This is a genomic window from Vibrio sp. SCP2 (assembly GCF_059295395.1).
Genome location: NZ_JCAFVV010000002.1, coordinates 220,284 through 232,726, shown reverse-complemented (window position 1 = coordinate 232,726; position 12,443 = coordinate 220,284). Strand labels below are relative to the sequence as shown.

Sequence of the window (12,443 nt, the reverse complement as noted above, 5' to 3'; positions counted from 1 at the left end):
ACCAAAATAGGTGGGCGCTCTAGTATTCAGTATGCAGAGAATTAGACAATCGGACGTTGGCCGCGATCAATCAGCTTCATTAATACGTTGTCTGCCGCTTCACCTGCTAATCCAGCAAGCTTTGAGGTCAGTTTCTTTTTCTCTACGTAGTGAATCGCAAGTACGGTTTTGTCTTTACACGCTTCAACCACAAGATCGTCTGAAGTTTTGATCTCATCAACCAAGCCTAGACCATGAGCTTGGGTACCAAACCAGTGCTCACCTGTTGCCACTTTATCCAACTCAAGGTCAGGGCGACGCTCACGGATAAAGTCTTTAAACAGGCCATGTGTTTCTTCTAGCTCTTGTTTGAACTTGTCACGCGCTTTGTCTGTGTTCTCACCAAACATGGTTAAAGTACGCTTGTATTCACCCGCTGTTAGCTGCTCATACTCAATATCATACTTTTTCAGCACTTTATTGAAGTTTGGTAGCTGGGCAATCACACCGATGGAGCCAACAATGGCAAAGGGTGCTGACACAATCTTGTCTGCAATACATGCCATCATATAACCACCACTTGCCGCGACTTTATCGACTGCAATGGTCAGGGGCAGATTGGCAGCTTTAATACGATCTAGCTGTGATGAAGCAAGACCATAACCATGCACCATGCCACCACCAGACTCTAAACGCAGTAGCACTTCATCACCTTCACGTGCCACAGCTAAGATTGCGGTCACCTCTTCACGTAATGAAGCGACCTCTTTAGCATCAATACTGCCTTTAAAGTCGAGAACAAACAGGTGAGGTTCACGTTTACTATCAAGATCGCCCTCTTTTGAGGCTTTCTTGATCTCTTTCTCGCGAGATTTGTTTTTCTCTTTCTCTTGTTTCTTTTCTGCCTTGTCACGCGCTTTAATAAACGCTTCATCATGCAGATGGTGCTCTAACTGCTCAACGGTCTGCTTGTGTTGATCCGTTAAGTTAGTAATTTCCAACTCACCTTTCGCGCCACCGCTTTTACCACCAACGGCTTTAGCAACCACTAAAATCGCTACAATCGCGACCACAACAGTCACAATCTTGGCTAAAAACAGCCCATAGTCCAACAAAAATTCCAATGTGAGCATCCTCTATTGTGCGAATTAGTGTATTGTAACCACCATCTTACGGAATCATAAAGTAAATCATTACAATAAGGATACACATCGTGGAATATGCTGTTTCTTCAGATGCCTTGAAAGGTAAAGTCATACTGGTGACTGGCGCAGGTGCTGGCATTGGTAAGCAAGCTGCTCTCTCTTATGCTGAGCACGGTGCAACAGTGATTTTACTTGGTCGTACAGTGAAAAAACTGGAACAGACTTACGACGAAATTGAAGCGGCGGGATACCCTCAGCCAGCAATTATCCCACTCGATATGAAAGGCGCGACTAAGCAAAACTACCTTGATATGGTTGATACTATTGAAGGTCAATGTGGTCGCTTAGATGGCGTTTTACACAACGCAAGCTTACTTGGTGTGATTAGCCCATTCGACCAAATCGGTGAAGACACTTATGACGATATTATGCAGGTCAACGTCAAAGCTCAGTTTCTGATGACTCAAGCATTGCTGCCTCTACTGCATAAATCAGAAGACGCGCGTATTGTCTTTACTTCATCAACCGTTGGTCACAGTGGTCGTGCCTTCTGGGGCACTTATGCTATGTCGAAATTTGCCACTGAAGGCATGATGCAGATCCTTGCTGATGAGCTTAGCGATACCACAATCCGCGTCAATGCGATTAACCCTGGCGCAACTCGTACAGGCATGCGTGCTAAAGCTTACCCTGCTGAAGATGCAGACTTGCTCAAAACACCGCAGGATATTATGCCTCTCTACCTTTACCTGATGGCACCAGAAGGTAAAGCAGTCAATGGCGAATGTATTGATGCTCAGCCAAAAAAATAGATCCTAATGTCTAGGTGACAAACTCCAATTAAATTCAACGCTTTGTGTTTTTATGTATAAACACAAGGCGTTTTTTGTCCAATAGCGCTAATGCCATATATGGCCTCTCTCTAGTGAACCCAATCTTCAAGCTTTAAACCTTCTACACGCTGAAACTCTCTAGTGTTGTTCGTGACAAGCACACAACCTGCTGCAATGGCATGACCTGCAATAGCGGTATCATTGCTACCAATCGGTGTCCCCTTAACCATTAAGTCGCGCTTAACTTCCGTCGTTGCATCAACAGCCGCTTTGTCCCATGGTAAAATCTCATCAACTCGCTTGAGAAAGGCTTCAACAAGCACTTTATGTTTCTGTGAGGCTTTTTTCCCCAGTAGTCCATACTGCATTTCTTGATAGGTAATTGCTGAAATAACGATTCGATGTTGCTTACCGACCACGGCTTGAAGTTTTTTAAGCACTGTAATTGGTTGCTCTCTCATAATGAACGAACAAATACACGTATCGAGCATGTAGTTGATTTTCTTACTCAAAATCGAATCGCCCTTCATCTGTCATTACATCTTCACGGTTAACCATGAAATCATCATCAGCCTTTTCTTGCTCACCAAAAGAAAGCCAATCCGGGCGAGCAGGACGTAAAGTGATGACGTCCCCCTCTTTGTGAATTTCGAGCTCATTCACTCCATCAAACTCAAAATCCTTTGGCAAGCGCACCGCTTGATTCTTGCCATTTTTAAAAATTGATACTGTTCTCATAACATCCTCTCTTTAGGCATATGGTCAACATATGCTTAATATATATTCAATATAAGACGCATGCTACATATGTCAAGCATATGCATAAACCTTGCAGCGCAATTTCCTATTAAGAAGGCGCTATAAGCAAGCAAAATAACAAACGACTCTGTTTTCCCTTGCCGATAATTAATAATAATTTATACTGTACATATATACAGGTATCTTGTTATGTATGAATTAATCGAACATCTTAAGCAAAAACAATGGCTTTGGTCGGGTTCTCAAACACCTGACAGCGGAGACTATTACTCAACTGGGCATGATCTTTTGGATCAAAAGCTTGAAGGCGGCTTTCCTAAGCATGGGGTTGTCGAGCTGCAAGGTGCCTCCAGTATTGGTGAATTACGCCTACTTTTACCGCACCTAAAAAACACCAGCCAAGAGAGGTTATCTGTTTTCATTCAACCTCCTGGTTACCTGTGTGCTGAGCAGCTTAATAATGAAGGTTTAGATAACAATAAAGTCCTGCTCATCTACCCACAAAATGATAAAGAGGCACTTTGGGCTGCCGAACAATGTTTACGCAGTGGTGCATGCAGCAATGTATTGCTTTGGCATCCCGAATTAGAAGTTCATCAAGCAAGACGCCTACAGGTTGCTAGTGAACATGGAAACTGCCTGCACTTTATCTTTAGAACGGCCAAAAAAAGTCTGTTTTCACTGCCTGTCAGTTTAAGTATGACACTCCTTCCACACGCGTTGGGAGTCGAAATCACCATCACCAAGCGTAAAGGGGGTTGGCCGCAAGGTAGCTTTGTGATTGATATGAGTGCAGCTTGGCCTAGCCTGACGTTGCAACCTAAACCGCCTGTAATTATCCCTTTCCCAATTCGTCAGCAAGGGTAGTTATGCAAAGCTGGATCTATCTACACTTTCCAACTTTACAACTTGATGCACTTTTCTCAGAGCAGGCATCTTTGCCACTGGCGATTGTTGAATCTAAGCGCTTTAAGATCGTCCAATGTAATGAAATCGCACATCAGCAAGGGGTACAAACGGGCATGGGTTTAGGCAGTGCTAGTGCGATGTGTCACCAGCTTCAAGTTCACCCTTATAATGAAAAGGTTGAGCAGCAAACTCTGCTTGATATTGCCCAGTGGCTATATATGGTCACCTCAGATATTTGTCTGTTGCCACCGCAAGGCGTGTTACTCAAAGCCACTAATATGTTGTCACTCTACGGTGGGCTAGAACCCTATTGGCAGCGCGTTTCACAGCATTTAACGCAACTTCAGCTTAACTACGCTTATTCGAGCGGCTTCTCTCCTTTCTCGGCTATCGCCTTAGGAAAAGCCAATGCAGCCCTACTGACTCTAGAGAAAGAGCAACTTATCAAGATCATCAAGCCTTTTCCTCTTACGGCAACCGAGCTTGATAACAAGACGGTGGAAAAGCTCCAACGGGTTGGCATCACAACACTCAGCGACTTGCTCGATATCCCAATCAAAGATCTCGCTCGCCGCTTTGATATTGATTTGGTCAACTATGTTGGCAAATTGATGGGACAGTTTAAGCACCCTATTGATTTCTACCACCCACCAGAGCACTTCGAAAACTATCAAGAGTTGCTCTTTGATATTGAAAACATTCAGTGGCTAGAAAAACCGCTCGCTAAACTGCTCAACAAGCTGGAGTGGTTTCTTACGCTACGTAACCAAGTTGGCTATGAGTTAGAGCTGATCTTACATCAAAGAGACAAAGACGATGCTTCGGTGACATTTTACTCTGCCAGTGGCGATTACCTTGCCACACGTTGGATGACGCTCTGCCAGCTCACAATGGAATCATTAAAGCTCGATGCTCCCGTTCAGGGGCTGACGCTGCGTTTAATTCGCAGTGGAGAGCTTGAATCCACCAGCGCAGATCTATTTAAAGGCTTTCAAGGCGCACAAACTGAGTTAGAGCTGATTGGCTTACTACAGGCAAAGTTGGGTAAAGATAAGGTGCGTAAAGTCGCGCATAGTCACGACCCTCGTCCAGAAAAAGCCACCTTTCTCTGTGACCCTACCTTGCCTATTCCGACCAAGGCAGCAAGCCAAAGATTACGACCAAATATCGTTTTGCCTGCACCAGAACCTTTACAAGAGAAAGTCTCCATCATGCAAGGCCCAGAGCGCTTCGTGACAGGCTGGTGGGACGGTGATGATATGACTCGCGATTACTTTGTCGCTCGTAGTGACCAAGGGCGCTGGTTATGGATATTTCGTAATCAAGACAAGCACTGGTTCGTCCATGGATTGTTTTGTTAGTCCGGAGCACATGTGATGTCTTACGCTGAGCTTTTCTGTCAAAGTAACTTCTCTTTTCTCACTGGCGCCTCACACGCTGAAGAGCTGATCTTGCAAGCAGATTTCCTGCGTTATCACTCCCTAGCCATCACAGATGAATGCTCGGTTGCAGGTGTGGTACGTGCTTACACGGCAAGTAAGAAGCATGAGCTGAATATTGAGCTGATTGTCGGCAGTATGTTCTGGCTCAGCCAAGAGTGCCAAGTCGTATTGTTGTGCCCAAACCGAGAAGCTTACGCTGAGCTCTGCCGTATTATTGCCAATGCGAGAAGGCGCTCCGAAAAAGGCAACTACCAACTTTCTGAGTGGGACTTAATGTCCGCCAAGCACTGCCTCATTCTTTGGTTACCCAGCCACACATCCAGTGACCATAAATGGGGAAACTGGCTTGCTCAGCATCATAAACACCGACTGTGGCTAGGTATTCAGCGCCACCTCAAATCTGACGATAAGCAATACCTTGAGCACTGTGAGCAATTGGCACAAGAGTTACAGCTACCGATTAGCGCCTGCGGTGGCGTGCTCATGCATACTGCAACCCGTTTGCCTCTACAGCATACGCTGACCGCGATTCAGTCTGGGTGTAGCGTCAATGAATTAGGCGATCAGCGACTAACCAACACAGAAAGAAGCCTGCGTAGTCAGGAAAAACTCGCCAAGCTATTTAAACCTGAATGGCTGCAAGAGAGCGTCAACATCGCCGAGCGCTGCGAATTTAGCTTAGGTCATCTGCAATACGAATACCCTAGCGAGCTAGTTCCCGATGGCTATACTCCCATGAGCTACCTCACAGCCTTGGTCGAATATGGCAAGAAGTTGCGCTTTCCTGAAGGCGTTCCAAGCGATATTCAGGCAACAATAGACAAAGAACTTACACTGATTGATGAGCTTAACTATCCGTTTTATTTTCTTACCATCCACGACATTGTGATGTTCGCTAAACGTCGCCGAATCCTCTACCAAGGGCGCGGTTCTGCGGCCAACTCCGTGGTGTGTTATTGCCTTGAAATCACCTCTGTAGACCCTAGACAAATTTCGGTGCTATTCGAGCGATTTATCAGTGCCGAACGCGATGAGCCGCCCGATATTGATGTCGATTTCGAGCATGAACGCCGTGAAGAAGTCATCCAGTACATTTACCAAAAGTATGGTCGAGAGCGTGCGGCTCTAGCGGCAACCGTGATCTCTTATCGCTTCAAAAGCGCGGTGCGTGATGTGGGCAAAGCGCTAGGCATTGAAGAGAGTCAGCTCGATTACTTTATTAAAAATGTTAATCGCCGTGACCGAGCTCTTGGTTGGCAAGCTCAAATCGTCGAGTTAGGGCTGCAGCCTGACTCTCTCAAAGGCGAACAGTTCATCAATCTAGTTAACGAGATTCTTGGCTTTCCGCGTCACCTTTCACAGCATGTCGGTGGTTTTATCATTGCTGCAGGGCCTTTGTATGAACTGGTTCCGATAGAGAACGCGTCAATGCCCGATCGCACCGTTATTCAATGGGATAAGGACGATCTCGAATCTCTCAAGCTGCTTAAAGTCGATGTACTGGCCTTAGGTATGCTCACAGCTATTCGTAAGTGCTTTGATTTAGTGCAGCGTCTGCATAACCAGACACTGACGATTGCTGAGATTACCCGCCGCCAAGATGATGAGCAGGTGTATAAAATGATCCAACGAGCAGACACAGTAGGCGTATTTCAAATAGAATCGCGGGCGCAGATGAGCATGCTGCCACGCTTAAAACCCGCCACTTACTATGACTTAGTGATTCAAATCGCCATTGTCCGCCCTGGCCCGATTCAGGGGGATATGGTGCACCCATTTCTGAAACGAAGAAATGGAGAAGAAGCGGTCGACTACCCTTCCGAAGAGGTTCGTGCCGTACTAGAGCGCACCCTTGGCGTGCCGATTTTCCAAGAACAAGTGATCAAGATTGCCATGGTTGCGGCAGGTTTTAGTGGCGGTGAAGCGGATCAACTGCGCCGAGCGATGGCGGCTTGGAAAAAGAGTGGCGACCTAGTCAAATTCAAAACCAAGTTGGTAGAAGGTATGCTCAGCCGTGGCTATCAATTGGAATTTGCCGAACGCATCTTTGACCAGATCTTAGGTTTTGGTGAGTATGGCTTTCCAGAAAGCCATTCCGCTTCCTTTGCCGTGCTCGCGTATTGCTCTGCCTGGCTCAAACACTATTATCCTGAAGCCTTTTATACTTCACTGCTCAATAGCCTACCGATGGGTTTTTATAGCGCCTCACAGCTTGTACAGGATGCGCGGCGACATAAGGTCATCGTGTTACCTGTTTGCGTTAATGCTTCCATGTACGACCACCAAGTTGTCCATCAGCAAGGTAAATTGGCGATCCGACTGGGTTTAAGACAAGTGAAAGGACTCAGTCAGCAGAGCGCACAACAACTATTGCACGCCAGAGACAAAGGCCAATTTACCCATGCAGGGCAAATCAAACACATCGGTTTATCCAAGCGAGATGTCGAATTGCTCGCCTCAGCCAATGCCATGCATTCACTTAGCCACAACCGTTATCAGACTCGCTGGGCAATGATGGATTCGCTTTCGGACTTACCTCTTTTTCAAGACACCGAAGAGCCTGAAAGCCAAGTGATTACCACCCCCTCAGAGAGCCAAACATTACTTGAAGATTATGCTGCCACTGGATTGTCACTCGCTAAACACCCTGTCACTTTGCTCGATGACGCTGGTGAGTTGGGGCGATTTACGCGAATGAAAGATTTGGTGCAAAAAGATCACCAATCTTTAGTCACTGTGACTGGCGTTGTGACTGGAAAACAAGCGCCGGGTACGGCTGCTGGCGTGACATTTTTCACGCTTGAAGATGATACTGGCAACATCAACGTCGTGGTGTGGAAAGCAACGGCTCGGGCGCAAAAGGAAGCCTATCTAACTGCGAAGATCTTACAAGTAAAAGGGACTTTGGAAAAAGAAGGCGAAGTTCATCATGTGATTGCAGGAAGGCTGATTGATATGACAGATAAACTGCAAGGGCTCAGAAGTAAGTCACGCGACTTTCACTAGAGCGATAAAGCAAAAAAGGGAGCACAGGCTCCCTTTTGAATTAACGCTGACAAGTTACAACTCGTCTTCAGCTTCCATACTTCTTTTCTTGTATTCCCTGTACAGTAACATGCATAAGGTCATAACAACCTTAGACGTAAACCATATCATGAATAGAAACAACCTTAAGATTCTGATGAACAGTTGTATTTAATCGTTCTCGTCATTTCGCACTGCAAAATAACTTGGTTACTATAGCAGCAATGCAATAAATAATCATCAGCAATAAGTGTTAACAAGTATTATCAGGATAATATATCTCTTAATCGATCCTGAGCGACCTCTACAAGCAAGTCTGGCTGGAATTTCGAGATAAAGCGATCACAGCCTACCTTCTCCACCATAGCCTCATTAAAGCTGCCACTCAGTGACGTATTAAGAGTGATATAGAGGTCTTTCATTCTAGGGTCTGAGCGCACTTCATGAGTCAACTTATAACCATCCATTTCTGGCATTTCAGCATCGGTGATCATAAGTAGCAACTCTTCGACCACATTCTTCCCTTCATCACTCCAAGACTTAAGCAAATTCAAAGCTTCAAGCCCATCTCGACACTCAATGATGTTAAGCCCCAACTGAGAAAGCGTACCCTTAACCTGAGAGCGGGCTGTTGAAGAATCATCAACAATAAGGACATTACGTCCTACCATCTCATTGACTAAGTTGTTGTCTAAAACGCCTTCAGAAATTGAAATATCGTAATCGATAATCTGTGCGAGTACTTTCTCCACATCAATAATTTCGACAATTTCAGAGCCTTTGCTGTCTTTGATTTGCGTAATTGCGGTGAGATAGTTCGCTCTTCCTGCCGTTTTCGGCGGCGGCTGAATTTCTGTCCACGCAGTATTGATGATGTTTCGAACCTGACCCACAAGAAAACCCTGAACAGTACGATTGTACTCAGTGATGATTAGGTTCTCTTCTTGGTTATCTAGGCGAGATGGCGGAAAACCGATTGCAGCACGTAAATCAATCACAGGAACAGAAACGCCACGCAAAGAGGCAACACCAGTGATATGGTGGTGAGAGCCTGGCATTTTTGTCAATGGAGGAACTTTAATGACCTCACGCACTTTAAATACGTTGATGGCGAAGACCTGTCGGCTATTCAAACTAAACAGCAACAACTCTAAACGGTTTTCACCGACAAGGTTAGTTCGCTGATCGACGGTATTTAATACTCCAGACATACTGCTTCCCAACAAATGTGTATATAACAAAAGTAGTCTATAGCAAGACTAAGATAAAAATAAACCCATATATCATTCAAGATTATATGGGTTTACTAGAAAGATAAAGGAGAGCGACAGCTCAGAAAACACTATCCTTCAATTACTTTCATCAATAGCAGGCCGTCATATAAGGCTTGCTTAATCAAAGCAGCACCAGGCATAGTGGCTTGTTTGTAGAAACGTGACTCCACCAGCTCTAAGTCTTGATGGTAAACGGGTAAGCACTGCTCTTCGATACAAGTCTGAATAGCTGGATAGAGCACCTCTTTGGCCTGATTAATCGCACCACCGATCAACACCTTCTCAGGGTTAAACAGGTTAATCACAATCGCAATGGCCGAGCCAAGGTAACCGCCGAGCTTTTCAATCACATTGACTGCTAAAGGATCGCCATTCGCCGCCGCTTCACAGATATCTTCTACCGAAATTTCTTCAATTTCTGCCAGTGATGACGCCTCTCCCTGAGCAATTCTTTCAGCGACCTCGTTTCGAATCGCTTGCGAACTGGCGACGGTTTCCAAACAACCCCGGTTACCACAGTGGCACTGCTTACCATTCGGATCGATTTGGATATGCCCGAGTTCACCAATATTGCCGTGGCGACCTTGCAAAACGCGGCCATCAAGAATAATACCTGCACCTAAACCGTGGTGGATGGAAATCAGTACCGAGTTTTCGTTTTCTTGTGAATGCCCAAATAGGCGCTCTGCTAATGCCCAAGCGCGCGTATCGTTAGCAATAAAGACCGGAAGCCCCGTCGCTTTATAGATCTCAGGGCCAAGGGGTAGATTCTCGACATTGTAGTGAGGCATTTGCAATACAACCCCACTTTCTGAGTTAACCAAGCCAGGCAGCGTAATCGCAATACTGGTCACGCGATCAAGTTGCTCTGAGTAGGTTTGGAAAAACTCATCGATTTCATGCAGTAGGCGGGCTAATACATCATCTTGGTCGACTTCATGAATATCAATCTTGGTATCAATCAGTACATCACCACCAAGTTCGTGCAATGCAATCGTCAGATATCCGCGCCCCAGACGCATCGACAAAAACTGCCAACCTTCGTTATTCACTTGCAGACCGACAGCAGGACGGCCACGGCTAGTCGCTTCCTGAACCGTCGTTTCATGAATAAGGTGTGCCTCAATCAGCTCTCGGGTAATTTTGGTGATACTTGCAGGCGCAAGCTCACTCTGTTTCGAGAGATCGATACGAGAAATTGGGCCTTTTTGATCAATGAGTTTATATACACGGCCAGCATTGACCTGCTTGATATGATCAATATGGCCAGGTTGAGCCATGTACATGGAGTGCTCCGAATATCAACAACCTGGTAATTTTTTTACTTTGCGAAGTAATTGTGAAGAGCTTTGATAGATTGCCGTGACAAGTGTCACGTATAAACATGTTTGTTTGTGTACCTAATCAAATAGCGAAGGATTTATCACAAATCCATTCCTATTTTTTTGCATAAATAAATATGTCTTCCATCACCTTTTCAGAGGCGCATACAAGAATGTCATCTGAATTGTCAGCACAGATGCTACGCCTGTATATACTTAATGCTAATGCATTTAGGAATGGAAACCGAATCATAGCTGTCGCTCCCAATTTATCTAGCGACAACATCAATCAAGGAGATCCGAATGACCTCAATCCAAAGAAGAACAAAAATTGTCTCTACTCTTGGACCTTCTACCGATAAACCTGGTGTACTTGAAGCAATTCTCGAAGCTGGCGTCAACGTGGTAAGAATGAACTTCTCTCACGGAACCGCTGATGATCATAGAGAACGAGCTACGAGAGTTCGCAACATCGCCGCCAAATTAGGCACTCATGTCGCCATTCTCGGCGACCTTCAAGGCCCGAAAATCCGCGTCTCTACGTTTAAAGAGGGTAAGGTTCAGCTCAGCATTGGCGATATTTTCACCCTAGATAATAAACTCGAAGCCGGTCAAGGCGATAAAGATGCCGTCGGGCTCGACTATAAAGAGCTACCTAACGATGTCTCTGCGGGCGATATTTTATTACTCGATGATGGCCGTGTTCAGCTTCAGGTCATGGGCGTTAATGAGTCGCAAGTAAGGACTAAGGTGATTATTGGTGGGCCGTTGTCGAACAACAAAGGTATCAATAAAAAAGGCGGTGGCCTATCTGCGGAAGCCCTGACCGAAAAAGATAAGAATGATATTAAGCTCGCTGCTGAAATCAAAGTCGACTATCTGGCCGTCTCTTTCCCACGCAATGGCGAAGACATGAAATACGCGCGCAGACTGGCTACAGATGCCGGACTACAAACGCGCTTGGTTGCAAAAGTAGAACGCGCAGAGACCGTAGAAAGCCAAGAGAACATTGACGACATCATTCTTGCCTCAGACTCTGTGATGGTTGCGCGTGGCGACTTGGGGGTAGAAATTGGTGACCCTGAACTTATCGGGGTGCAAAAACAGCTGATTCGCCGCGCTCGCGCTCTCAATCGAACTGTCATTACCGCAACACAGATGATGGAATCGATGATGGAAAACCCAATGCCGACCCGTGCAGAGGTTATGGATGTGGCCAACGCGGTATTGGACGGCACCGATGCGGTGATGCTTTCTGGCGAAACCGCCGCAGGCAAATACCCATTGGAAACCGTGCGTTCTATGGCTGAAGTCTGCTTGGGCGCTGAGAAGATGTCGTCTGTTAACCGCTCTGGTTATCGAATGGACTCCGTGTTTGAAACTGGCGAAGAAACCATAGCCATGTCGACCATGTTTGCCGCTAACCACATGCGTGGAGTTAAAGGGATCGTCACTCTCACTGAATCAGGCCGTACAGCGCTAATGATGTCGCGTTTGAGTTCAGGACTACCTATCTTTGCCTTATCTCGCAATGAGAGCACACTGAACCTCTCAGCGCTTTATAGAGGTGTTTTCCCTGTGTTCTTTGATGATAAATCTGATATTGGGCTAGAAACGGCTGAAGCTGCGGTTGCCACACTCAAACAGCGTGGTCTACTTGATGACGGCGATCTGGTGATCATCACCCAAGGGGACGTAATGGACGTCGTTGGCTCGACTAACTGTATGCGTATTCTTGCGGCGTAAATTAATTGAT

The 12,443-nt window shown here is 45.9% G+C and carries 10 protein-coding genes; 5 read left to right on the top strand and 5 right to left on the bottom strand.

Annotation, left to right across the window (positions count from 1 at the left end):
- Nucleotides 1–41: 41 nt before the first annotated feature.
- Nucleotides 42–1,103, bottom strand: coding sequence for a protease SohB (gene sohB, locus AC5O63_RS08995; RefSeq protein ID WP_004746633.1), 1,062 nt, complete (start codon nucleotides 1,101–1,103; stop codon nucleotides 42–44).
- A gap of 89 nt (nucleotides 1,104–1,192) precedes the next feature.
- Between sohB and AC5O63_RS08990 the strand changes: the two genes are divergently transcribed.
- Nucleotides 1,193–1,936 (top strand): YciK family oxidoreductase, encoded by a 744-nt coding sequence (locus AC5O63_RS08990; protein WP_004746632.1) that lies wholly within the window; start codon nucleotides 1,193–1,195, stop codon nucleotides 1,934–1,936.
- Nucleotides 1,937–2,046: 110 nt separating this feature from the next.
- Here AC5O63_RS08990 and AC5O63_RS08985 read toward each other — a convergent pair whose 3' ends face one another.
- Both AC5O63_RS08985 and vapB read right to left on the bottom strand, forming a co-directional pair.
- Complete coding sequence (locus tag AC5O63_RS08985) at nucleotides 2,047–2,469, bottom strand: type II toxin-antitoxin system VapC family toxin (protein ID WP_494504698.1); 423 nt, start codon at nucleotides 2,467–2,469, stop codon at nucleotides 2,047–2,049.
- Nucleotides 2,462–2,695 carry a type II toxin-antitoxin system VapB family antitoxin gene (gene vapB, locus AC5O63_RS08980; protein ID WP_272785358.1) on the bottom strand — a complete coding sequence of 78 codons (234 nt, stop codon included), beginning with the start codon at nucleotides 2,693–2,695 and terminating at the stop codon, nucleotides 2,462–2,464. Before vapB ends, AC5O63_RS08985 begins: the two co-directional genes overlap by 8 nt.
- Before the next feature lie 210 nt (nucleotides 2,696–2,905).
- Between vapB and imuA the strand changes: the two genes are divergently transcribed.
- From imuA to AC5O63_RS08965, 3 genes are read left to right on the top strand one after another with little or no spacing between them, the layout of a single operon-like run.
- The gene (imuA, locus tag AC5O63_RS08975; RefSeq protein ID WP_494504697.1) at nucleotides 2,906–3,583 is read left to right on the top strand and encodes a translesion DNA synthesis-associated protein ImuA; all 678 of its coding nucleotides are present in this window, start codon (nucleotides 2,906–2,908) and stop codon (nucleotides 3,581–3,583) included.
- 2 nt (nucleotides 3,584–3,585) lie between these two features.
- On the top strand, nucleotides 3,586–4,986 hold the full coding sequence (locus AC5O63_RS08970) for a Y-family DNA polymerase (protein WP_494504696.1): 1,401 nt from the start codon (nucleotides 3,586–3,588) through the stop codon (nucleotides 4,984–4,986).
- 15 nt (nucleotides 4,987–5,001) lie between these two features.
- Complete coding sequence (locus tag AC5O63_RS08965; RefSeq protein ID WP_494504695.1) at nucleotides 5,002–8,073, top strand: error-prone DNA polymerase; 3,072 nt, start codon at nucleotides 5,002–5,004, stop codon at nucleotides 8,071–8,073.
- A 284-nt stretch (nucleotides 8,074–8,357) separates the two neighbouring features.
- On the opposite strand, the gene AC5O63_RS08960 is transcribed toward AC5O63_RS08965, so the two are convergent.
- Both AC5O63_RS08960 and mlc read right to left on the bottom strand, forming a co-directional pair.
- Nucleotides 8,358–9,302, bottom strand: a complete 945-nt coding sequence (locus tag AC5O63_RS08960; RefSeq protein ID WP_171321121.1) for a chemotaxis protein CheV — start codon at nucleotides 9,300–9,302, stop codon at nucleotides 8,358–8,360.
- Between the two features lie 131 nt (nucleotides 9,303–9,433).
- Nucleotides 9,434–10,651 (bottom strand): sugar metabolism global transcriptional regulator Mlc, encoded by a 1,218-nt coding sequence (mlc, locus tag AC5O63_RS08955; protein WP_004746625.1) that lies wholly within the window; start codon nucleotides 10,649–10,651, stop codon nucleotides 9,434–9,436.
- A gap of 339 nt (nucleotides 10,652–10,990) precedes the next feature.
- On the opposite strand from mlc, the gene pyk reads away from it, so the two are divergent.
- Nucleotides 10,991–12,433 (top strand): pyruvate kinase, encoded by a 1,443-nt coding sequence (pyk, locus tag AC5O63_RS08950; protein ID WP_494504694.1) that lies wholly within the window; start codon nucleotides 10,991–10,993, stop codon nucleotides 12,431–12,433.
- The last annotated feature ends 10 nt before the right edge of the window (nucleotides 12,434–12,443 follow it).